General features: G+C 37.1%; 19 protein-coding genes and 1 pseudogene. 18 read left to right on the forward strand and 2 right to left on the reverse strand.

Annotated features, from left to right (window positions below):
• The first annotated feature begins 35 nt into the window (after positions 1-35).
• The 5 genes and pseudogenes from ACERJO_RS15520 to ACERJO_RS15540 all read left to right on the forward strand — a co-directional run bounded on the left by ACERJO_RS15520 (position 36) and on the right by ACERJO_RS15540 (position 4,153).
• Entirely contained in the window at positions 36-428 is a 393-nt protein-coding gene (locus ACERJO_RS15520; RefSeq protein WP_373648082.1) for a hypothetical protein, read from the forward strand.
• Between the two features lie 319 nt (positions 429-747).
• Entirely contained in the window at positions 748-1,758 is a 1,011-nt protein-coding gene (gene bglS / locus ACERJO_RS15525; protein WP_373648083.1) for a beta-glucanase, read from the forward strand.
• An 82-nt stretch (positions 1,759-1,840) separates the two neighbouring features.
• Positions 1,841-2,575, forward strand: a pseudogene (locus ACERJO_RS15530) (family 16 glycosylhydrolase); the annotation flags it as partial.
• On the forward strand, positions 2,558-2,968 hold the full coding sequence (locus ACERJO_RS15535; protein WP_373648108.1) for a carbohydrate-binding protein: 411 nt from the start codon (positions 2,558-2,560) through the stop codon (positions 2,966-2,968). The pseudogene ACERJO_RS15530 and the gene ACERJO_RS15535, both read left to right, overlap by 18 nt.
• A gap of 120 nt (positions 2,969-3,088) precedes the next feature.
• A complete protein-coding gene (locus ACERJO_RS15540; protein WP_373648084.1) occupies positions 3,089-4,153 on the forward strand; it encodes a LacI family DNA-binding transcriptional regulator in 1,065 nt (354 codons plus the stop codon).
• Between the two features lie 103 nt (positions 4,154-4,256).
• Here the strand turns inward: ACERJO_RS15540 and gdhA are convergent, their stop codons facing one another.
• Positions 4,257-5,633 (reverse strand): NADP-specific glutamate dehydrogenase, encoded by a 1,377-nt coding sequence (gdhA, locus tag ACERJO_RS15545; protein WP_373648085.1) that lies wholly within the window; start codon positions 5,631-5,633, stop codon positions 4,257-4,259.
• Between the two features lie 306 nt (positions 5,634-5,939).
• A complete protein-coding gene (locus ACERJO_RS15550; protein WP_247104578.1) occupies positions 5,940-6,095 on the reverse strand; it encodes a hypothetical protein in 156 nt (51 codons plus the stop codon).
• Positions 6,096-6,390: 295 nt separating this feature from the next.
• On the opposite strand from ACERJO_RS15550, the gene gltC reads away from it, so the two are divergent.
• From gltC to ACERJO_RS15615, 13 genes are all read left to right on the forward strand, one after another.
• On the forward strand, positions 6,391-7,290 hold the full coding sequence (gltC, locus tag ACERJO_RS15555; RefSeq protein WP_247104579.1) for a glutamate biosynthesis transcriptional regulator GltC: 900 nt from the start codon (positions 6,391-6,393) through the stop codon (positions 7,288-7,290).
• Positions 7,291-7,354: 64 nt separating this feature from the next.
• Positions 7,355-8,641, forward strand: coding sequence for a homocysteine synthase (locus ACERJO_RS15560; protein WP_373648086.1), 1,287 nt, complete (start codon positions 7,355-7,357; stop codon positions 8,639-8,641).
• A gap of 176 nt (positions 8,642-8,817) precedes the next feature.
• Positions 8,818-9,699: a peptidoglycan-binding protein gene (locus ACERJO_RS15565; RefSeq protein WP_247104583.1), complete on the forward strand. Its 882-nt coding sequence runs from the start codon at positions 8,818-8,820 to the stop codon at positions 9,697-9,699.
• Between the two features lie 343 nt (positions 9,700-10,042).
• On the forward strand, positions 10,043-12,505 hold the full coding sequence (locus ACERJO_RS15570) for a glycosyl hydrolase 53 family protein (protein ID WP_373648087.1): 2,463 nt from the start codon (positions 10,043-10,045) through the stop codon (positions 12,503-12,505).
• 186 nt (positions 12,506-12,691) lie between these two features.
• Positions 12,692-13,525: an AraC family transcriptional regulator gene (locus ACERJO_RS15575; protein ID WP_247104585.1), complete on the forward strand. Its 834-nt coding sequence runs from the start codon at positions 12,692-12,694 to the stop codon at positions 13,523-13,525.
• 263 nt (positions 13,526-13,788) lie between these two features.
• Entirely contained in the window at positions 13,789-15,048 is a 1,260-nt protein-coding gene (locus ACERJO_RS15580) for a sugar ABC transporter substrate-binding protein (protein WP_373648088.1), read from the forward strand.
• 302 nt (positions 15,049-15,350) lie between these two features.
• Entirely contained in the window at positions 15,351-16,664 is a 1,314-nt protein-coding gene (locus ACERJO_RS15585; protein WP_247104587.1) for a carbohydrate ABC transporter permease, read from the forward strand.
• A complete protein-coding gene (locus tag ACERJO_RS15590) occupies positions 16,664-17,506 on the forward strand; it encodes a sugar ABC transporter permease (protein WP_247104588.1) in 843 nt (280 codons plus the stop codon). The genes ACERJO_RS15585 and ACERJO_RS15590 overlap by 1 nt, the downstream gene beginning before the upstream one ends.
• Before the next feature lie 102 nt (positions 17,507-17,608).
• Positions 17,609-19,630, forward strand: a complete 2,022-nt coding sequence (locus ACERJO_RS15595) for a beta-galactosidase (RefSeq protein ID WP_373648109.1) — start codon at positions 17,609-17,611, stop codon at positions 19,628-19,630.
• A gap of 286 nt (positions 19,631-19,916) precedes the next feature.
• Positions 19,917-21,155: an EAL and HDOD domain-containing protein gene (locus ACERJO_RS15600; RefSeq protein ID WP_373648089.1), complete on the forward strand. Its 1,239-nt coding sequence runs from the start codon at positions 19,917-19,919 to the stop codon at positions 21,153-21,155.
• 187 nt (positions 21,156-21,342) lie between these two features.
• Complete coding sequence (locus ACERJO_RS15605; RefSeq protein ID WP_247104788.1) at positions 21,343-22,524, forward strand: glycoside hydrolase family 130 protein; 1,182 nt, start codon at positions 21,343-21,345, stop codon at positions 22,522-22,524.
• A 151-nt stretch (positions 22,525-22,675) separates the two neighbouring features.
• Entirely contained in the window at positions 22,676-23,674 is a 999-nt protein-coding gene (locus tag ACERJO_RS15610; RefSeq protein WP_247104591.1) for a substrate-binding domain-containing protein, read from the forward strand.
• Between the two features lie 526 nt (positions 23,675-24,200).
• Positions 24,201-25,403 (forward strand): AGE family epimerase/isomerase, encoded by a 1,203-nt coding sequence (locus tag ACERJO_RS15615; protein WP_373648090.1) that lies wholly within the window; start codon positions 24,201-24,203, stop codon positions 25,401-25,403.
• Positions 25,404-25,418 lie beyond the last annotated feature (15 nt).

A 25,418-nucleotide genomic window follows, 5' to 3' on the forward strand; every position in this document is an offset into this window, starting at 1 on the left:
ACAGTTAGATTATGATAATCATTGAGGTGTTGAATTTGAATCGAACGAAATTATTATTACGATTTTCAGCAGTTTATGCGGTAATTGGTGTATTTATAGGCGGGCATATGGCTGGTGCAGGCTCGTATATGTTTAGAGCGATCCATGCTCATATTCTTGTAGTCGGATGGCTTTCGCTGTTTGCCTTTGCAGTGTTTTATGCACTATTTAAGATACCTAAGTCATCAAAACTAGCTTCTGTTCATGTGTGGACAGCTTTGATAGGAAGTTTTGGATTGACAGCTGGGATGTGGGTGTACAATTTTAATCCAGATGAAGTATTTACGCTTATCTTCTATATAATAGGTGGAACTGTTTTGATGGTGAGTTTTGTTGTTTTTGCCATAATGACATTCGTATTTGGCGCTATATTCCATGATAAGGAATAGACATCGTGAGGAATATTAAATGAGAGGGTTACACCTTAAAACGTGTAACCCTCTCATTTTAATTGAACTGTTAATTTGAAGGAAGGACTTCTCCTCTTACTTCATTTCTCTATTAATCAAATTCTATAAAATAAGCGTCCCTATAATAAAAAATGATTGAATTTATATAAAAATCATTTATAATAATATTGAAAGCGCTTTCGAATATCTACTCGAACTCTTTAAAGATTATGTTAAGTTGTTACTGAAAAGTAATAACAAAATTTTTTGATCCTTTACTAACTCGCGTTAGTAAAGGATCATTATAGGAGGCTGAGAAATGGTACAAAGTAGACTTTTCGTTTTATTTTCAATTTTTTCATTGTTGGTAGGTATATTTGTTGTAGGATTTAATTATCAAGGTGTAAAAGCAGAGGAAGAAAGACCAATGGGAACAGAGTTTTACGAATCATTTGAAGTTCTTGATGAAGAACATTGGTCTAAAGCTGGAGTCTGGACGAATGGAGATATGTTTCATGCAACATGGTACCCAGAACAAGTAACAGTGTCTGACGGTGAAATGAGACTGACTATTGATAAAGAAGATGAGCAAATTCTTGAAAATGATGAAGAAGCACCTCCTTATAAAGCAGGCGAACTCCGTACAAATGATTTCTATCAATATGGCCTTTTTGAAGTGAGTATGAAACCGGCTAACGTAGAAGGGACAGTGTCATCATTCTTTACTTACACAGGAGAGTGGGATTGGGATGGAGATCCATGGGATGAAATTGATATTGAATTTTTAGGTAAGGACACGACGAAAATACAATTTAATTATTTTACAGATGGAGTAGGAGGAAATGAGTTTTATTATGATTTAGGGTTTGATGCATCTGAATCATTTAATACGTATGCGTTTGAATGGAGAGAGGATTTCATTAGCTGGTATGTCAATGGAGAAGTTGTTCATACAGTAACAGAAAACATTCCACAGACACCGCAGAAGATTATGATGAATTTATGGCCGGGCGTGGGAGTAGACGAATGGACGGGTGTATTTGATGGCGATGCCACGCCAACACATTCATACTATGAGTGGGTGAGGTATACACCCCTTTCAGAATTACCAGATCCACCAGTAACTCCAGAGTTACCAATTGAGGAACCGGTTGAAGAACCGATTGTGAATGAAATTGAAGAAAGAGATTCTCATAAAAATGAGGAAAGATTGCCTGATACAGCAACCTCATTGTATAACTATTTACTATTGGGACTGTTCGTTTTTGCAATAGGTCTCACTCTTTACTTAAGATCTAGATTAAGCAGAACGAGTATAAGAAAAAAGTAGAATTTCTAGTATCCTAGTAAGAGTCTAACTCATTATAGTAGGTTTTTAGTGATAAATACTATTGGGAGTGATCACAATGAAAATGTTCAAAACAGTTACGGTTTTTGTCTTGACTTTACTAATATTGGTCTCTGTAAAGGTTGTATCGTATGCACATAATCCAATAACAGAGGACGAATTGTATCATTCGTTTCATAGTCACGATGGATTAAACTGGCAGATGTCAGATGGATGGAGAAATGATGACTCTTTTTTTGGGTGTTATTGGAGTGCGAATAGAGTTAATTTTTATGGCGGTGAAATGGAACTATCTCTCCGTACTAATCATTCTTACGCAGCACCATATAGCTATGAGTGTGCTGAATATGCAACGAATCATTTTTACGGTTATGGGTTATATGAAGTATCGATGAAGCCATCAAATGTATCAGGGGTTATTTCATCTTTCTTTACGTATACAGGTCCTTCGTATAATGGAGCACCATGGGATGAGATTGATATTGAATTTCTAGGTAATGATACGACTAAAGTTCAGTTTAATTACTACACGAATGGTATAGGAGGCAATGAAATACTCCATGATTTAGGATTTGATGCAGCAAATAATTTTAATACGTATGCGTTTGATTGGCAAGAAAATTATATCAGTTGGTATGTAAATGGCGAGTTAGTCGCAACAGCAACAGAAAATATTCCTAGTAATCCAAGTAAAATTATGATGAACATTTGGAATACGTATGGCATTGATGAATGGGCAGGAGCATATGGTGGAGAAGATGCTAATGCCTCATATGAATGGGTGCGCTATACACCGAACAACGGTGGCCCTCAGACTCCGATAGCTTCTGATTTCCAGTTGCGTGCATGTGAATATAGTGATGCAAGTGGAGTAACCTCATGGAATTGTGGTGTGGGAAGTTTTTACCCGGGTAATTGGATAAAATTTGATAACGTGAATTTATCAACAGGGTATAATGCATTTGCTGTAAGCTATGCTTCCACACAAAGTGGGAGTTTTGACATTAGACTAGGTAGTCCTAATGGCCGAATTATTGGAACGGTCAACTATGAACCGACAGCTGGTTGGGCGAATTATCAATGGAATGGGACTCCTTCGTTAGATGCTTCTGCTCAAGGCGTTCACGATATATATATCGTATCTCGTGCTGGTTCCGCTAATTTAAGAGAATTTTGGTTTAAAAATGAATGATTACAGGGGATAAATACGAATACTAACCAAAGGTTCTTTATTATAGGTTGTCCAGAAGGCAAATGGTCCTTTTGAGACAGCCTTTTGTTATAATAAAATAAACTATTAAGGATAGGATGTATGATCATTATGCGAAGTGAGGACCTTGCAAAGCTTATTGGTGTTTCCCGAAGCACAATAACTAGAGTAATAAATAATTATCCAGATATACCTCAGACAACTAGAGAAAAAGTGTGGAAAGCGATCGAAAAATATAATTATGCGCCTAACGCTTCGGCAAGAAAATTAGCAGGCGCAAAAAATAAAATGATTGCTATTGTTGTGTTAGATGTGAAAAACGAATCTACACATCATCTCAAAACGACTGACGATACATTAATATACAACAACCCATTTTTTTCTCCGGTTATCAATGCAGTAAGTGATCAAGCTAATAAACTGAATTATTATGTTATTATTTCCATTGTTTATTCGAGAGAGGACTTAAAGAAGGTTGAAGGAATTTTCAATCAAAAAATGATTGAAGGTGCTATTTTTGTTGGTACACAAGAAGAGGAAAATGAGTTTATTTTTAAGCTCATTAAACAAGGTTATAAGATTGCAATGATTGATACAAGCGCAGTATATAGTAAAGAACACAATGCGATTTATATTAATCCAGATAACTATGAGGGGAGTGCGAAAGCAGTCAACCATTTAATTGAACTTGGACATAAGAATATTGGAATTATTACAGGTAATCTAAACAAACTATCTGCTAAAGAAAGACTAGATGGGTTTAAAGAGACATTAAGCTATAATGGATTAAAGCTCAGTGAGGAGCATATTTTTCAAGGGGATTTCACTGAGGATAGCGGTTACGAAGGGATAAAGCATATATTCAATGCATCTAACAAGCCTACCGCCATTTTTGTCAGTAATGACACAATGGCTATAGGAGCGTATAAAGCCGTTACAGAGCTAGGGTTGGCTATTCCAGATGATATTTCTATCGTCGGTTTTGATAATTCGTTTATTGCGCCATATTTAACACCCCCGTTGACAACAATAGATATTTCATTTGCAGATATAGCTAAAAGAGCCACAACACTTCTAATTAAATCAATTGAAGAAACAGGACAGAATGGTATTGTTGAAAAAATAAATGCTACTCTAATAAATAGAAAGTCATGCAAACGTATATAAGAAGAAAAGCCCTTGAAAAAGTTGATTTATACTTTTTCAAGGGCTTTAGGAAAAGGTGTAAGTGGGAATGTATGAAGGCTTTTTATTTGATTACATTCAGATGTTAAATAACTCCTTGTGCAATCATCGCATCGGCTACCTTTTTGAATCCCGCAATGTTCGCACCAACAACTAAATTCCCAGGGACACCGTAAGTGTTGGCAGCTTGGATACTACTTAAATAAATATCTTTCATAATTACTTGTAATTTAGCATCGACTTCTTCAGCAGTCCAAGACAACCTTGCGCTATTTTGTGCCATTTCAAGTGCGGATACAGCTACTCCACCTGCGTTAACAGCCTTAGCTGGTCCGAATAATACACGATTTTCATGGAAAAGTTCAATTGCCTCTAATGTAGAAGGCATATTTGCCCCTTCCCCTACAGCCTTAACACCATTAGCGATTAGTGTACGAGCAGCAGACTCATCAATTTCATTTTGAGTCGCACAAGGAAGCGCTATATCACATGGCACATTCCAGATACCTGTAGACCCAGAAATAAATTCAGCATGTGGATGAACCGTCACATATTCGCTAATTCGTTTTCTTTCAATTTCCTTCAATTGCTTTACAGTCGCGAGATCAATTCCGTTCGGATCATGAATATACCCGCTTGAGTCACTACACGCAACGACTTTCGCTCCTAGTTGAGTTGCTTTTTCAATCGCATAAATGGAAACATTCCCTGAACCGGAAACGACAACCGTACTTCCTGCAAAGGATTGGTCATTATCTCTTAGCATTTCGTTCACAAAATAGACAGTTCCATAACCAGTTGCTTCTGTTCTTCCTAAGCTACCACCATAATTCAAGCCTTTACCTGTAAGAACTCCTGACTCATAGCCACCACGCATTCTCTTATACTGGCCAAATAGATAACCTATTTCTCGTGCTCCAACACCAATATCTCCTGCAGGAACATCCGTATCGGGGCCAATGTGTCTACTAAGCTCGGACATGAAGCTTTGGGCAAAGCGCATAATTTCTAGATCTGATTTCCCTTTAGGATCAAAATCAGAACCACCTTTTCCCCCACCAATAGGCTGGTTCGTTAATGAATTCTTAAAGATTTGCTCAAATCCTAGAAATTTAATAATGCTAGCATTAACAGATGGGTGGAAGCGTAATCCACCTTTGTAAGGTCCGATCGCACTATTGAATTGTACTCGGAATCCTCTGTTCACTTGAACGTTTCCATGATCATCTACCCATGGCACTCTAAAAGTGATAAAGCGCTCAGGTTCTACGATCCGATCGAGTACACCTGTTTCCATATATTTAGGTTCTTTTTCTAATATCGGTATTAATGAATCTAATACCTCTTTAACAGCTTGATGAAATTCAGGCTCATTTGGGTTTCGTTTAATAATCATTTCATATAAATCACGGACATAATTTGCAGCCGTAGTAGTTTGTGGTGATTTTTCTAATATAGCCATTCTACGATCCCTCCGTTTTAAATTTTCTGATAGTGAGTATTTTATTATTAGGAAAGGGAATCGAACAATATAAAAAATAGATGATACTTATGCTGAAATGATATAGGATACACGAAATCGATAAACTTAATCTCGATTTGAGATTGATTATGAGAGGTTAGTTACTTCATGTTTTGGGGTTGAATCAGTAATAAAAGCCTGTTTATAAGGGTTTTAGTGGTTTTTTATATAGAAGCTAATACGATGAGTAGTGTTTCATGAATATCTCAAAAGAGGAAATCATCTTTTGAGATATTCGCGTATAATTTAATATTTTCCGCCATAAACAATTTTATATCGGGCACTATACTTTTTATTCACTTCTTCAATTTTTTGTTGGAGTTTTTCTTCTAAAAGAATCGGTTTCACATATTCCTCCTGGATAATTTCTTTTTGCCAATTGCTCCATTCTTTATTAGACATCTTAAATCATCCTTTCGTAAGTCAGTGATTTTTAAAGTTATATACTTGAATTAATTGTTGATTTTTACAATATTGAATGTCATGATAGAAGAGAAAATATTTGAATACTCAGTATATTGGGAATATTCTAATTTATATAGTTGCAGATTTATTTCAAAAATGACTTTGTTTTTCACTCTACGAAAAAAGTAACTGTATTTGACTTGATATGCATATTCTATAACTGAGTAAACAATCTAATCAATATAAATAAAAGATAAGATCAATGCCTTTGTGATATGAAAGAGGGATAAAGATGGAATTAAGACAGCTTAAGTATTTCATGGAAGTGGCAAAAAGAGAGCATATGACGGAGGCAGCTGAAGCACTTCATGTTGCTCAATCAGCCGTAAGTAGGCAAATAGGTAATTTGGAGGATGAACTTGGTGTGGACTTGTTTGTTCGTCAAGGAAGACGTGTGAAATTGACACCGCTGGGGCGTATTTTTCTTGAACGTACGACGGAAGCGATGAAATTAATTGAAAGTGCAAAGAGAGAAGTAGAGGAACATTTAGAACCTGAAAAAGGTACGGTTAGAATTACATTTCCAATTAGTATGGCTGCATTTACGTTACCTACTGCGATATCACGATTTCGTCAAGACTATCCTAAAGCTAAGTTTCAATTAAAGCAGGGGATCTATTATAACTTAATTGAAGATGTGGTAAATGGTGAATACAATATGGCACTCTTAGCCCCTGTGCCGGAAGATGATCCACGTGTTGAGGGATACACATTATTTAGAGAAGAAGTTGTGGCTATTGTACCGAAAACGCACCGACTGTCAAAAAATAACGAATTATCGTTAAAGCAATTAGAGGGTGAACCATTTGTTGTCTTACCTGAAGGAATGTATTTTCGTGAGCTTGTCATTCAAGCTTGCTTAGATCAGGGTTATTATCCGAATATTTCGTTTGAAGGTGATGACGTTGATGCACTTAAAGGTTTAGCATCTGCAGGGTTAGGGATTACATTGCTACCAGAGGTAACAGTAATGGATAATGTTCCACATAATACTGTTAAGATAAGGATTAGAGATCCGAAAGTTATTCGAACAGTAGGTGTTATTACACCAAAGGGGAGGGAATTGCTGCCTACTGAACGGTTATTTTTACAATTTTTAAAGGAGTTTTTTGAAAATACAGTAAACGTTTGATTTATTTAATGGTAGAATAGATTAGAAATGGACATTTATTCTACAAAAAGGGGCTGAATTATTCATGTCAGAAGAGCAACGCTTTAATTTGGAAACGCTAGCAATTCATGCAGGACAGGAGATTGACCCTACAACTCTTTCTAGAGCCGTACCTTTATATCAAACAACATCCTATGGTTTTAAAGATTCAGAACATGCAGCAAATTTATTTTCCTTAAAGGAATTTGGTAATATTTATACAAGGTTAATGAATCCAACGACGGATGTGTTTGAAAAGCGTGTAGCTGAGCTTGAGGGTGGTGCAGCTGCTTTAGCTACTGCATCTGGACAAGCTGCGATTACATGCTCCGTATTGAATATTGCTGAGGCAGGAGATGAAATTGTTTCGGCTTCTAGCTTATATGGTGGAACGTATAATTTATTTGCGCATACATTGCCAAAGCTAGGAGTGAATGTAACATTTGTCGATCCAAGCGATCCGCATAACTTTAAAGAAGCTTTAACATATAAGACGAAAGCGATCTTTGCTGAAACGATCGGAAATCCTAAAGGAGATATTCTAGATATTGAGGCTGTTGCGCAAATTGCGCACGCTCATGGGATTCCATTAATTGTCGACAATACATTCCCTAGCCCTTATTTATTACAACCGATTAAGCACGGAGCTGACATTGTAGTCCACTCCGCAACGAAATTTATCGGCGGGCACGGAACTTCAATTGGTGGGGTTATTGTTGATAGTGGGAAATTCGATTGGACCGCTAATGATAAATTCAAAGGATTGACGACACCTGACCCAAGCTATCATGGAGTGGTTTATTCAGAAGCGGTAGGTCCGATTGCTTATATCATTAAAGCGCGGGTTCAATTATTGCGTGATATGGGTGCAGCTATTTCTCCATTTAACTCATTCCTATTGCTTCAAGGACTAGAAACACTTCATTTACGGATGGAGCGCCACAGTGAAAACGCTCTAGCTGTAGCTGCTTTTTTAGAAAATCATGAAAAAGTTGAATCAGTTAATTATGCTGGGTTAGAAAGCCATCCGTCCTATGAATTAGGTAAGAAGTATTTACCAAAAGGTCTTGGAGCGATTTTGACATTTGAAATTAATGGTGGTGTCGAAGAAGGTAAGAAATTTATAGAGTCTATGCAATTATTCTCTCATTTGGCTAACGTTGGAGATTCGAAATCACTCATTATTCATCCGGCGAGCACAACCCATCAGCAATTAAGTGAGGAAGATCAACGTGCAGCAGGAGTAACACCTGGAATGATTCGCCTGTCTATTGGTACAGAATCAATAGATGATATTATTAATGATTTGAAAAATGGATTGGCGTCGATTTAATATATAGTTTACGAAGAAACACAAGAGGCTGATGCTCCTTGTGTTTTTTTGATTTGTTCATATCAGCGCTTCCATTACTCAAAATGTCTCTTGCATGCATAGGATGCTATGAGGGTTGTATATGAAAAAAAGGTCCCCTCGTAAGCATTATATTTTGATGATAAGGGGGAGATATGATGGGTGTATTTGATGGGTATCGTATTACGAGTGGGTTTGGCTGGAGAATTCATCCGATTCGTGGTGGAAGAGAATGGCATACGGGAATTGATCTTGTGAAGGCACATCAAGCTCCTATTGAAGCATTTACTGAAGGTCAGGTTCTATTTGCAGGGATGGGGCAAAGTGGTTCAGGGTTTGGCGGTTATGGAAATGTTGTTTTAGTAAGGGATAAAAATAATCGTGGCCAAGTTTATGCACATTTAGATCGTGTTTTAGTAAGAGTTGGACAAACGGTTCACAGAGATCAAGTGATCGGTAGGCAGGGCGCAACTGGAACTGTTACCGGATCTCATCTTCATTATGAAGTAAGAAAAAGAGCGGAATCTTCCCCTCCTTACGGTTGGAGAGCGAATCGTGTGAACAATTGCTTAGATCCTACAGAATATTTACAGCGCTATTATCAAACGACACAGAATACGAGTAGATTACTTTCACGAAAACACCAGCGGACAGGACCAGCCGTTCGAAAAATCCAGAATCAATTACTTGCGGTAGGAGAATCATTGCCGAGGTTTGGAGCTGATGGTACCTTTGGAGTAGAAACGGAACGGGCAGTGCGATCATTTCAGTTGAAAAGAGGGGTTAAAGTAGATGGTATTGTTGGTCCAAAAACTCGAGCTGAGTTAGCACAAGTACTGCCTATTTACAGAAGATTAATTCAATTACAAAGACCCTATTTGAGAGGACAAGATATCCGAGCTGTTCAACGAGTGGTTGGGACAAAGGCTGATTCAATTTATGGACCTATGACGACCAATGCAGTTAGAAGGTACCAAGAGCAAAATCAGTTAACCATAGATGGTATGGTTGGTCCACGAACGTGGGGACATATGTTTTAGGGTTTTATAGGTTAATAGATCGAGTGCTTAGACAGTCATAGTAAGGTTTTGCTGAATCTTACTATGATGTTTTTTCTATGCCCAATGGGATTCATTCTGCTAATACACAAAAGGTAGAAGAAATTGAATTACAAATGGTCAAATAGCGGAATGTGGATCCAGAAGGCTCGTTATTTAAATGTATCAGCTATGGAACGGCTTTCAAACATGCGAGAGCTATACAGCTGTTCTTATCAAAATATGAAATTTCCATAGAAGTATTTGATATTTAAATTACATTGAAAACGCTTTATTATTAACCTTGTGAACTTAGTTAAAATATTTTATGAAGGGGGAAGGTAAAGTGAATAAGAAAAACGCAGGAATGTACCGCATGTTAGTAGCTATTATAACTGTGTGTACAGTAGGAATTGTCTTTGCATTAACGACGAGTGCACAGTCATTTGTTCAAAATGGTAGCTTTGAACAAGATTTAGAAGGCTGGGTGACGAACGGAAGTGAAGCTATTACGACTCCGGAAAACGATTGGTTGCCTGACAATGGAGGAGATAAATTATTAAACTATTGGAGTGAAGAATCTTACGAAGCAGATACATACCAAGTGATTACTGGGCTTGAGGATGGACAGTACGAATTAAAGGCTTGGTTTGCTAATAGTGGAACCGTTGAAAGCAGTGTAATGTATGCTGTTAGTGGCGAAGAGCTAGAGATCGAAATACCGACTACAGGTGAATGGCAAGAAATGTCTTTAGAAGTAGAGGTAGAAGCTGGGGAAGTAACGGTTGGATTTTATTCAAATGCACATGCCGGTGCATGGCTAGGGGTTGATCTTGTATCATTAGAGAAGCTAGAAGGTGAGAATGTGCGTGATGATTTCATCAATGGTGTTGACATTTCAACATTAACAAAGGTTGAAGACAATGGAGGTACCTTCTATGATCAAGGTGTTCAAGCTGATCCAGTTGAAATTCTAGCAAGCTATGGAGCAAATTATGCTCGCTTGAAAATTTGGGAAGATCCTCTTGATGGTGACGGTTATAATGGGTTAGACGATACGATTATGAAAGCCAAGCGAATTCAAGAGCATGGTATGAAGTTTTTATTAAACTTCCATTACTCTGATTTTTGGGCTGATCCTGGTCGTCAAGATAAGCCGAGAGCTTGGGAAGAATACTCTTTTGACGAATTAGTTGATGCTGTATACGACCACACGGCTGAGACGATAAATGCGTTACAAGCAGAAGGTATTACACCTGATATGATTCAAATTGGGAATGAAATTCGTCCAGGAATGCTGTTTCCAGACGGGAATATTGCTGAAAACGGCTTTTCTAATTTAGCTACTTTAGTTAATTCAGGAATTCAAGCTGTACGTGACCATGCTGGAGACGATGTGGATATTATGCTCCACCTTGATCAAGGCGGTGATAATAGTGCGTATCGTTGGTGGTTTGACGGTATTATTGATGCTGGTGTGACCGATTTCCAAGTAATTGGGGCATCTTATTATCCATATTGGCATGGTACATTAAATGATTTACAAGAAAATTTAAATGATGTGAGTGATCGTTATGATCGTGATGTGATTGTTGTCGAAACGTCGTATGCGTTTACATTAAAAGATCAAGATGGTCATCCGAATGTATTTGGAAGTGCTGAGGAAAGTATTTCAGGCTATCCTGCAACGATAGAAGGTCAAGCAAGATTTTTATACGATGTTATGCAAGTTGTGAAAAATGTTCCGAATGATCGAGGTATTGGTGTCTTTTATTGGGAGCCTGCGTGGTTAGGTGTTGAAGGGGCTGGCTGGAGAGCTGGAGAAGGAAATGGCTGGGAGAATCAAGCGATGTTTGATTTTGACGGTGAAGCGATTCAAGAATCATTGAGCGTTTTCTCAGGGGCTATTCCTCCTATTCCTGAACCGAGGGAAGAAGATGATGGTACAGATCCAACGTTAGAAGGGCTAGAGTTATTTTCGTATCAAAAGCCAACAAATGCATCGAGTAGTGAAGGCTTTGGTGGTGGGAAAGATAATGCACCCGAAAATGCAGTAGATGGTGATGAATACACGTCATGGGGGACAGATGAAGGAAATGGTGCTTGGTGGTATGTTGACCTAGAAGACGTGGTGTCAATTGAACGTGTATTGATTCACTTTTGGGATGGTGCTGCCCAATTTGAGTTAGAGGCATCAGATGACGGAGTAGAATATCGCTCATTAGGAGTTTATGAAGTTGATTCTTCTCGCATTGATTTATCATTTGAGGATGAACAAGCAAGATATTTACGTGTCGTTATTACGGATTCAACAAGTAATTGGGTTGGATTTATGGAGTTTCAAGCGTTTGGAGTTGAAGCATCTTCTGATGAAGGTACCGGCGAAAACGGTGAAAACGGTGAAAACAGTGGAAACGGAGGAAACGAAGGAAACGAAGGAAACGGAGGAAACGGAGGAAACGAAGGAAACGAAGGAAACGAAGGAAACGAAGGAAACGAAGGAAACGAAGGAAATGAAGGAAACGAAGGAAACGAAGGAAACGAAGGAAACGAAGGAAACGAAGGAAACGAAGGAAATGAAGGAAATGAAGGAAATGAAGGAAACGAAGGAAATGAAGGAAATGAAGGAACCGGAGCAACGAATGGAATAGATAAGAATGACAATAGTACAGGTGTTGATTCAACATCAAAAGGAGATGAACTCCCTAATACGGCAAGCTCTGTATTCAATCTAATGTTAGCGGGTTTAATCTTGCTAATAATAGGAGCAATATGTTATCACAGGGGAAGAACAGTTAAATCAGTTTAATAGATAAAGCACATTAAGCTTCGGTAGCTTAGTGTGCTTTTTTAGATGATTGAAAGATATGTAATCAGGGAACGTTCTCATAGTGTATACTAAAGGTTAAACATTGTGTACACGTACATTTAGGAGAATACTGAAAAGTTACAAAGTAAACAATTTCAGTAACCTTACATAGATAAGGAGGCTTGTATGGCTGAAAAGAAACGCCATTCATTTTCAGTATCTGATCATCCGTTACCATTATATATTGACAGTATTGGGTTCAATCCAAATGAATTAGACTTTGATCGTCCTGAAGGATATCCGTATTATCACTGGTTGCAAACGGTTGAAGGGGAAGGCTTTTTTAATCTTGCTGGTGAAGAGTTTGTACTCAAGCCAGGTTATGGCGTGTTTGTCACTCCATACATGCCACATTCTTATTATTCCGATCCTGAAGCAGAAACATTATGGTCTACTTACTATGTAACATTTAGTGGGGCGGCAGTCGATCAAATTTTAACGTCTCTCGACATGAACTACTCGGCTGTTTATGAAGAAACCACAAGTATGTCTTTTTCTCAGCTTATTGAGGATATGCTTATAAGAATTGAAAAAGAACCACAGTATCTTGCCTATGAATCGTCTGTTCAATTGTATCAATTTTTAATGATGCTGAAAAAACATGGGAAGCTGAATAATAAACGGTCGGTCCTACAATCGTATGAAAAGATTCGCCCAATTGTAGAATGGTTAGAGACGGTCTATCATGAAGATATTGGTTTAGTGGAGATGGCAGAGAAGGCGGAGGTTAGTTCTCAGCACCTTAATAAATTATTTCATGAGACTTTTGGAATAAGCCCATATTCCTTCTTAGTGCAGTTACGCATACGCGAAGCAAAACGCATTTTATTATCTGAGAAGGCACTACCTTTGAAGGATGTCGCTGGAATTGTAGGCTTTAATGGTGTGAGTCATTTTGTATCAACATTTAAAAAGAGAGAAGGCATTACACCTAGCTCGTATCGGAGCTTACATCGTTAAATGAATAAACGGTGTAAGTTTTTTTTGTTTTGAATAAGTAATTCATACATTGAAAACATGTATAACCTAGTAGGAATCGTAGAAAATAACGATATCGATGCGATATATTTTACTGAGACAAAAGAAGGAAAATGAAACATAATGAACACTAATTTCAATTTTTGAAACTAACTTAGAATTATTTGATATATCTATATATCTGTAAACGCTTTACACTATTGATATAGACAAGATGGTTATTAAAAATTAGGGGGAAATTGATGATGGAGAAATTGAAAGTTAAATGGTCATTTTTAATTGTAATTAGTTCATTGGTACTAGTATTAGCAGCTTGTGGTGAACCTGATCGCGATGGTGCTAATGAATCAGACCTAGAAGAAGGACAAGGCGAAGAAAAACCAAATGAGTTAGTTGTTTGGATTAATGATGAAGATATTGCAGAAGATGTTGCAAAGGAAATGTTTGATAAGTACACCGAGGAGACAGGAATTGAAATTGTCTTTAATCGTGTAGCTATTCCAGATCAAGTACAAGACTTAAGTTTAGCTGGTCCGAGTGGGAATGGTCCTGATGTATTTTTCCAACCACATGATTCATTGGGTGATATCGTTGCTCAAGGCTTAGCGCTACCAATGGACTATTCTGCTGATGAAATGAATCAGTTTAGTGATGTGGCAATTGATGCCTTTACGTATGATGACGAAATTTATGGTGCACCAGTTGCGGTTGAAACGTATTTTGCTTATTACAACAAGAGTATTATGGAAGAGCCGCCAGCAACAATTGAAGATGTATTTGAATTTTCAAAAGAGTATACAGATACAAGTCAAGATCAATATGGTTTCTTAGTCGCTCCAGAATTTTACTATCTCTATTCCTTTATTAACAGTCATGGTGGCTATGTGTTTGGAGAAGAAGATGGAGTATATGACCCAACAGATATTGGTTTGAATAATGAAGGTGCAGTAGCTGGATTAACACAATACAAAGAATTTATTGACGAAGGTATTCTGCCACGTACGTTAACAGTTGATGTCATGGATGGATTATTCTCTGAAGGAAAAGTTGGTATGGTTATTAGTGGCCCTTGGAATTTACCAATTTATGAAGCTGCCCTTGGTGAAGATTTAGCAACAGCTCCACTTCCACAAATGAATGGTGAAGTTGCTCCTTCATTTGTAGGTGTTAAGTCATGGTTAGTTTCTTACTACTCAGAACACCCTGAATGGGCTGAAGATTTAGCTAAATTCTTAACGAATGATGAAAACTCTCAATATTACTATGAGGTTACGGGTGAAATTCCACCACGTCCAGAAATTTTAGATGATATTACGGATCCGTTGTATGCAGGCTATGCCGAGCAGATCGAGTTTGGTACACCTATGCCAAATATTCCGGCAATGTCAGCTGTTTGGGATATGGATGATGCGATTGAAATGATTAATAATGGTGAAGATGTCGCTGAAGTATTAGATGAAATTGTTGAAGATATTAAAGCGAAGATTGAGGTTTCAGGGCAATAGTTGAGGTCACTGAAAAAATAAAAATCGTTTTTTCAATCCGTTTCATTTAATTAGCAATGGCTTCACTTGTTGCTTGCTTAATATAGGGAAAAACGACTCCTATCAAGCCTTCCAAAATAGGTAACAGTTTTGCTTATTGCTCAAAGGGTACCAAAAGGTTGAATACCAAACTTTTTTAGAGCCCTATAGTCACTTATGTGTCTTAGCAGAAAGAATCTTTGAGTAGATTGAGTAACACATAAGGAGGGTGATTCAAGTATTGAATCATCCTCTCTTAGATTTTAAGTGAAGAGGTGGGAAGAATGTCAAACGGCCGCCATGACGAGAGTCAAAGCCCGAATCAAAGAAAAAACCATAATCCTAAAAAAGCACTTGTTTTATCATTGTTATTCGCCGGATTAGGTCAATTATATAATAAGCGATACGTAAAAGGGATTGCGTTCATCATACTTGAACTGGCATTTATTGTGACATTTAAAGACTTTATCCATTTAGGACTATGGGGGATTTCAACACTTGGTACAATACCTGGGACAGATCATTCCATTTTTCTACTTGTATATGGACTTGTTTCCATTATTTTATTAGCATTTGTCATTACCTTTTACGTATTTAATGTACGTGACGCCTATAAACAGGCTCAGCTTATTAAGAAAGGATGGGAAGCGCCGACTTTTAAGGAGTCAGTGAAGGAAGGCTATGATAAATCGTTTCCTTACTTGTTGACGGCTCCTGGTTTAGTGTTAGTCATTTTTACAGTTGTGTTTCCGTTAATGTTTGCGATTTCGTTAGCATTTACAAATTATGACCTTTACAATTCACCACCACGAAATTTAGTTGAATGGGTAGGATTTCAGAACTTTGTTAACTTAGCGACAGTTCCTCTATGGCGTTCTACATTTATTAGTGTCTTTTCATGGACGATTATATGGACATTAGTGGCTACGAGTCTGCAAATTGCTTTAGGTCTTTTCTTAGCTGTTCTCGTTAACGATGCTCGCATTAAATTTAAAAAGACGATTCGGACGATTTTAATTTTACCTTGGGCTGTTCCAGGCTTCGTTTCGATTTTGATTTTTGCTGCAATGTTTAACGATCAATTTGGAGCAATTAACCGTGATATTATGGAGCCGCTTTTCGGAGTGAGCTTACCGTGGCTGACGGATCCTTTTTATACGAGAATTGTTTTAATTATGATCCAAACTTGGTTAGGGTATCCGTTTATATTTGCTTTATTTTCAGGGGTTCTTCAAAGTATTTCGAAGGATTGGTATGAAGCTGCGGAAGTTGATGGGGCAAGCAGGTGGCAAAAGTTCCGTAACATTACGTTACCGCATGTGCTATTTGCAACAGCACCACTTTTAATCATCCAATATACGACTAACTTTAATAACTTCAATATTATTTACTTATTTAATCAAGGTGGACCGGCTGTCCGCGGTCAAAGTGCGGGTGGTACGGACATTCTCATTTCCTGGGTGTATAGCTTAACCTTTGAAACGAGTAATTATAGTATGGCTGCGGCAATTTCCTTAATTATAGGGTTAATGGTCTCGATATTTGCCATCTTCCAGTTTAGAAAGACAAGCTCATTTAAAGAGGAGGGGAAACGATAATGAATCGAAAAACGAAATCACGTTTAGAAGTTGCCGGTATTTACTTTATCTTTGGTATTATGGCTGTCATTATTATTTACCCTCTCGTATGGGCATTTGGAATGTCTTTGAATTCGGGAAGAAGCTTGTATTCAGCTACAATTATTCCGGAAAATTGGTCATTGGAACATTACAAATGGTTATTTACAGATCCTAGAAGTAACTATTTGCTATGGTACCGAAATAGTATGATCGTTTCTGGAATGTCGGCGTTGTTCTCAGTTATTATTACATGTCTTGTAGCGTATAGCTTCTCAAGGTATCAATTTGTTGGAAGAAAAACGGGGTTATATACGTTCTTAATCCTACAAATGTTCCCGGTGTTAATGGCAATGGTAGCCATTTATATTATGTTAGATTTAATCGGTTTGTTGAATACATTGACTGGGTTGATTTTAGTTTATGTAGGTGGACAAATTCCATTTAATGCATGGCTCGTCAAAGGATATTTAGATACGATACCAAAGGAATTGGATGAGGCAGCTCATATTGATGGAGCTGGACATATGACGGTATTTTTAAAAATTGTTTTACCGTTAGCAAAACCGATTCTAGCGGTTGTCGCTCTCTTCAATTTTATGACACCATTATTTGATTTTATTTTACCGTCAATTATATTACGTAGTCCGGAAAACTATACGATTGCTCTAGGGCTATTCAATTTTATTAATGATGAGTTTTCAAATAACTTCACCCGTTTTGCAGCAGGATCGATCTTGATAGCCATTCCAGTAGCTATCGTCTACTTGTTCTTACAACGCTTCTTAATTTCAGGGTTAACTGCTGGAGGAACAAAGGGGTAAGACAAATAATAGGATTGTGAGAGAAATGAAAGTTAAAAATAGTAAAGATAGGTGATTAACGTGACCAAACGCTTTAAACCAATACATGAAAACGTAACAGGAATGCTTCATGGGGCTGATTACAATCCAGAGCAATGGTTAAAATACCCTGGCGTATTCGAGGAAGATATTCGCTTAATGAAGCTAGCGAAATGTAATGTAATGTCTGTGGGAATTTTTTCTTGGGCGATGATAGAGCCAGAGGAAGGTGTGTTTCAGTTTGAATGGTTAGACCATGTATTAGATACGTTTGCTGCCAATGGCATTTCAGCCTTTTTGGCTACACCAAGTGGAGCAAGACCAGCTTGGATGTCAGAGTCATATCCAGAGGTGCTACGTGTTGGGCCAAATCGTGTCCGAAACTTACATGGAATGCGACATAATCATTGCTTCACCTCTCCAGTGTATCGTGAAAAAGTAACGATGATGAATTCGAAATTGGCTGATCGCTATGCGTATCATCCTGCTGTCATTGGCTGGCATATTTCAAATGAGTTTGGTGGGGAATGCCATTGTGACTACTGTCAGAATGCATTTCGTAATTGGTTAAAAAACAAATATGGATCTTTGGAACAGTTAAATGATGCTTGGTGGACAACATTCTGGAGTCATACGTATACAAGCTGGTCTCAAGTGGAATCACCAGCACCTCATGGTGAGACGATGGTTCATGGACAAAACCTTGATTGGAAACGCTTTGTTAGTGACCAGACGATTAATTTTTATAAGCATGAATTGCAGCCATTGAAGAAGGTTAGACCTGAGTTATCAGCGACAACGAATTTTATGGACACGTTCGAAGGCTTGATTTATTCAGACTTTGCTAAAGTAGTAGACTTTGTCTCATGGGATTCATATCCGACATGGCATGCAAGTGAGGACGAGACAGATATTGCTGCATGGACAGCGATGAATCATGATATGTTCCGATCCTTAAAAGGAGGCCAGCCTTTTTATTTAATGGAAAGTACGCCAAGCTTAACGAACTGGCAGCCGATTAGTAAATTAAAGCGTCCGGGAATGCATCTGCTTTCATCATTACAGGCAGTTGCCCATGGTTCGGACTCTGTACAATATTTCCAATGGAGAAAAAGTCGTGGCTCTAGTGAAAAGTTCCATGGTGCTGTCGTTGATCATGTTGGTCATGAGCATACACGTGTTTTCAAAGAGGTAGCTGATGTTGGTCAAGCATTAGAGAACTTAGAAGAAGTGTCAGGTACGACGATTGATGCAGAAGTAGCGATTATTTTTGATACAGAAAATCGTTGGGCTGTTAAGGATGCTCAAGGACCACGTAACAAAGGTATTCACTATGAACAAACGATTCTGAAACATTACAAAGCTTTCTGGGAACAAGGTGTCGGTATTGATGTGATTGATATGACAGCTGACTTATCAAAATATAAAGTAGTTGTTGCCCCAATGCTCTATATGGTGAAAGATGGAGTTGGGGAGAGAATCGAACAATTTGTTAAGGCAGGTGGTACGTTTGTGACGACATACTGGTCTGGAATCGTCAATGAAAATGATTTAACATTCTTAACGGGTTTTCCAGGACCGCTTCGTCAAACGCTCGGTATTTGGTCTGAGGAAATCGATGGCTTGCATGATGAACAAACGAATGGAGTCCGTTTTATCGAAGAGAACACCCTCGGACTAAAAGGCGAGTATACAGCACACGAGCTCTGTGACTTGATCCATACAGAAGGTGCAGAAGCGTTAGCCTATTATACGAATGATTTTTATGAGAATCGCCCAGCTGTGACAGTAAATTCTTACGGTGAAGGGAAGGCTTATTATATTGCATCTCGAAATCAAGAGCCTTTTAACACTGAATTCTTTAGTAAGCTCATTCAACAAGCTGGTGTGAGAACCGAAATCAGCTCTCAGCTTCCTAAAGGAGTATCGATCAGCCGCAGAACGGATGGAACGAATGATTATCTTTTCTTAATGAATTTCACAGATGAGGAACAGCAAGTTGACGTTTGTGATGGTCAATTTGAAAATCTTCTTTCTAAGGAACGTCATCGCCTTAATGTTGTGACTTTACCACCTTATGAAATTAAAGTTCTAAAAACGATTTAATTTGATTTTAAAGCACGTCTAGATTCTTTCTAGAGGTGCTTTTTCAGAATCCACACATGAACATATCAATCTGTGCGTTTTTTGGAAAACAAACAAACTACGACCTATACAATTTAACAGTCTTTGTCATTCTTCATGTACGATTGAGTTGTTTTTTTGTGTGATAGCAAAAATAGTAAATAAATAAGAAAGAAATTTTCACATTCCTTTCAGTTAATATGTATAGTAATTACGTAAAAAATGGTATTATAATAGTACAATGTTAACAGGTTAAGAGGGGTATGAAATGGAAGTTTTTGTTGCACGTCAGCCAATACTTACAAAAAATGAAGAGGTCTATGCTTATGAGCTTCTTTATCGTAATAATGAAAAAAACCAGTTTAGTAACATTGATGGGGATGTTGCGACAACGGATGTTTTGATTAATAGCTTTTTTACGATTGGTATTGATCAGCTTTCAGAAGGTAAACCATGCTTTATTAATTTCACTGAGAATTTATTAAAAAAAGGGGTAGCAACTTATTTTCCTCCTGAGATGATCGTCATTGAAATACTAGAGACTGTAGAAATTACATCTGAAATAGTAGAAATTTGTAAACAGCTCAAATATAAAGGCTACAAAATAGCGTTAGATGATTTTGTGTACGATCAACTAAGCCTAGTATCTGAAAATATGTATCAACTAGTTGATATTATTAAGATTGATATTAGACAAACGAATCGAGCTAAACGGAAAAAGATGCTACAACAATTACGCCCATATCAAATTGATTTTTTAGCTGAAAAAGTTGAAACTCGCGAAGAGTATGAAATGTGCTTATTTGATGGGTTTGTATTCTTTCAAGGTTACTTCTTTTGCAAACCAGCTGTTATTAGATCAAGAGACGTTGATGCGTTTTCAAGTATTTATGTGGAGATATTGTATGAGCTATCACAAAAAGATCCTAATGTCGATCGTATATCGGAAATGATTGAAAGAGATGTAGCACTTTCGTATAAGTTAATTAAATTGATTAACTCATCGACTTTTCATTTAATAACATCTATTCAATCGATTAAGCATGCTATAATGCTTTTAGGTTTAGATGAGATAAAGAAATGGATATATTTATTAGCTTTTCAAAATGGACAACGAAGCTCCCAGCAAGTTATTGATGAAGCGATTAAAATGTGTTTAATTAGGGCAAAAACGTGCGAGTACATTGGTTCATATTCACAAATGAAAAAGATGAAATCTAGCTATTTTTTGGTTGGTATGTTTTCTTTAATGGATATGATTTTAATGAAGCCGTTACCAGATGTCATTAAAGATCTTCCATTAGAACCTAGCATTAAAGCGGCGTTACTAGGGGAAGAAAATACATATAAGCCTGTACTTGACGCGGCCATTGCATTAGAAAAGGGAGATTGGCCAACAATAGATGAAGTTGCTTTCACTTTAAATGTGTCACCAGCTACGTTATTTGATGCATATACTCATGCTGTGAAGGATGTACAAAAAATTATTAGTCAGTTTATTCTATAAATTTCTTTATACTACTGTTCGTACATAGCAGTAGTTTTTTTGTTAACAATAAAACAAAGTGAGCTTTCTATAGAAAGCGCTTCATTGCGGAGTTGACACACGAAATGAAATTAAGTTATTATTGATGAGTGAAATAGAGTTAACGATAAACTAATAAAATAAACTGTTTAAGGAAGGTTGAATGACTATGATTCATGAAAAGTATTTTGAGTTGTTAGAAAAACAAAATGAATACCTTGCAAAGAAAAATAAAAAGAAGAAAGAGTTTTATAACGGTATTTACGATCGTTATGAAGATCCAGTTTTAACAAGACATCATGTTCCTCTACACTGGAGGTTTGATCTTAATAAACAATCTAATCCATTTTTTATGGAGCGTTTAGGCGTAAATGCTACCTTTAACCCTGGGGCTATTTATTTGAACGGGAAGTATTATATGGTCGTACGATTAGAAGGGGTTGATCGTAAGTCTATATTTGCTATAGCAGAGAGTGAAAACGGTATTGATCAATTTCAGTTTATTCATACACCGATTACTTGGGAAAACCCTTATAAAGATGAAACGAATATATATGATATGAGATTAGTACAGCATGAAGATGGCTGGATTTATGGGATCTATTGTTCCGAAAGCAAGGATCCTGAAGCATCTCAATTTGATACGTCAAGTGCAGTTGCTCAAGCCGCTCTTGTTCGAACGAAAGATCTGAAATCTTGGGAACGCCTTCCAAATATTGAGACACCATCTCCTCAACAACGAAATGTAGTGCTACACCCTGAATTTGTGGATGGGAAGTATGCCTTTTATACAAGGCCACAAGATGGCTTCATCTCCACTGGGAAAGGTGGAGGAATTGCTTTTGGTGTATGTGACGACATTGAAAAACCGGTTATTTCTGAAGAGACGATCATGGATGAAAAGGTGTATCACACTGTGTATGAGGTGAAAAATGGCCAAGGGCCTGCGCCGATCAAAACGGATAAGGGTTGGATTCACATTGCGCATGGAGTTCGAAATACAGCTGCTGGTTTACGATATGTCCTATATACCTTTGCGACTAGCTTAGAAGCTCCTGAGAAGATTATTGCTAAGCCTGGTGGACATTTTATTGCCCCATATGATGAAGAACGTGTCGGAGATGTTTCAAATGTAATTTTTTGCAATGGTGCAGTTGTAAATGAGCAAAATGAAGTATTTATCTATTATGCTTCAAGTGACACAAGGATTCACGTAGCGACAACAACGATTGAAAAGCTAGTAGACTATACGTTCCAAACACCTGAGGATCCGTTACATTCGATCGAAAATGCTAAGCAACGTAAAGAGTTAGTAGAGAAAAACCTTCACTTACTTAAAAGTATTAAGTAAGTCATAGGAAAAAATAGTTGCAACCTTTTGGTTCGCTTAGTATTCTTAGTATGTGATAGTGCAAATTTAGTATTGAAGAGGTATCACAGAGAGTCAAAAATTGACTTTTTGCGATACCTTTTCTGTAAAAGTTGGTAAGGAGGTGCGCGCAATGAAAAGTAATATAACGATGAGAGATATAGCTGAACGTATTGGAGTAAGTAGTGTTACGGTATCAAAAGCATTAAATGATAAAGAGGGAGTAAGTGACGAGCTGAAAGCAAAAATTAAAGCGCTTGCGATAGAAATGGGTTATCGATTTAATGCAGTAGCGAAATCGATGAAGGAAGGCCTTTCTTATAATATAGGAATTATCATTCCTGAAAGATTTTCTGGTGGTAATTTTTATTTGAAATTCTATCAGCACATTACGACAATGCTTGAACAATATAATTATTATGGGATCTTGCAAGTTCTTTCGGCAGAGGATGAACGGAACTTACAGTTACCGAGAACGTACTATGAAAGTAAGGTTGATGGATTTATCATATTAGGTCAAATTAGTAGTAAGTACATTGATTTGTTAACTGATAATAATATTCCAAAAGTATTTTTAGACTTCTATACGGATCATTCTGATATCGATTCTATTATTACAGATAATTTTTATGGAGTATATGAATTAACGAATTATCTAGTGAAGGAAGGTCATAAAGATATAGCTTTTGTTGGTAATATCCATTCAACGAGCAGCATTCAGGATCGATTTCTTGGGTATTATAAATCATTATTAGAACATAACCTAAGCTTAAGTGAGGATTATATTATTAACGACCGTGACGAAAAAGGGGCTTATGTTGATTTAGAAATACCTAATCCACTACCGTCAGCTTTTGTATGTAACTGCGATCAAGTCGGTTATAATTTAATGAATAAATTACGAACAATGGGGTATTCAGTTCCAGAAGATTGCTCAGTTGTTGGGTTTGATAATGATATTTATTCCACTTTAACAGAGCCTCAGTTGACAACGGTTGAAGTAAATATTGAGGAAATGTCAAAAGTAGCTGTCGAATTTATTATAGATAAGATTAAGAATGAGCACAAAAATTCCGGTCGTGTTCTTATAAAAGGAACGATTATTCACCGTGACTCCGTCAAAAGAATTTAAAGTAAATAAGAGAAAAAGATGTTGAGGGTTATAAACTTCAACATCTTTTTTATCGTTTGGGTCAAATTATTAAGTATTATGAACGGAAAAATGACCATTATAAAAAAGGAGAATTGTATTGACAAGTAAGCGGTGTCAAGGTATCATACGTTATGTAACTTAAACGATAAAGTCATTAATTGGTATTTGGTAAGTAATTCTAATTTTTATATGAATAAGATTCACGTCATTAAGTGATCGGTTTGTATGAGTGTTAGGACATGTGTGAAATTCGGTCGTTACTTTATTCTTGGGAAGAAGTGTTAGTGTAATGGGTCAAGTGAAGAGCATTGGTGAGTCGTTATCTTATATGCCTTGGCAGGAGGAAAGTCAAGCGGAGACCATTGGCCTGTTTGGAGACATTAATGATCCTTTAGAAGAGAATGTGTAAGTAAGGAATTTGTTTCATGTGTTTCAGCCCGCTATGGATGGTTGTTCTCTTAGCGGGCTTGTTTATCTAAATGAAAAGAAAAAGGAGTAGGTTGAGATGATTCCACAATTAGAACTACGTCAACAAATTGAAAAGCATCTTACGAATGACATTTTACCTTACTGGATTGATCATACGATAGATGAAGAATATGGTGGGTTTTATGGTTATATAACGAATGACCAACAGGTTAATAAAGAAGCAGAAAAAGGGTGTATATTAAACTCCCGTATCCTTTGGAGCTATTCAAAAGCTTACCAAATGTTTAAGGACGAACGTTACTTAAAAGTTGCTAATCACGCATATTCATTTTTAATTGAATCATTTATAGACCCTGAGCAGGGCGGAGTTTACTGGATGGTTGATTATAAAGGACATCCAGTAGAAGACCGTAAGCACATATATAATCAATCTTTTGCCATTTATGGATTGTCTGAATATTACATGGCAACTGGAAATGAAGAAAGCTTGGAAATAGCAAAAGAGCTGTATGAATTAATCGAGAAGCATGCGTATGATCAGGATAATAAAGGGTATTTAGAAGCTTTTACTCGTACGTGGGGTGTAGATGAAGATTTACGATTAAGTGGTAAGGATTTAAATTCTGCAAAATCAATGAATACTCATTTGCACATTCTCGAAGCTTACACGAACCTATACCGAGTATGGAAGGATGAAGGTTTGAAGAGGCAGTTAACCGAGTTAATTGAAGTGACGTTAGACCATATTGTTCATCCAGACACGTACCAATTTATATTGTTCTTTAATGAACAGTGGCAACCTGCGTCTAATACGATTTCTTATGGTCATGATATTGAAGGAAGCTGGCTATTATATGAAGCGGCAGAGGTTCTTCAAAATGAACGCTTATTAGAAAGAGTAGAAAATGTATCGTTAAAAATGGCGAAAAAAGTGTTAGAAGACGGAATAGATTCAGATGGAAGTGTCATGAATGAGCTAGAGGGAAACGGACATTTAGATAAGGACCGTGTATGGTGGGTGCAGGCTGAATCGATGGTTGGTTTTTATAACGCATTTCATCTTACGAAGGATTCAGCATATTATAATGCGGTCGAACGCTTATGGCAATATACAACCAAATATGTCATTGACCATAAAAGTGGTGAATGGTACTGGAAGTTAGATGAAAATAATCATGTGTATCATGATTTTCCGAAGGTGGAGCCATGGAAATGTCCATATCACAATTCAAGATTCTGCTTTGAAATGATTGAACGAATTAATAAAGAACAAGGCTAATGATAACAAAGGGGA

Origin of the sequence: Halalkalibacter sp. AB-rgal2 (genome assembly GCF_041821005.1) — a bacterium.
Lineage (GTDB): Bacteria > Bacillota > Bacilli > Bacillales > Bacillaceae_D > Halalkalibacter.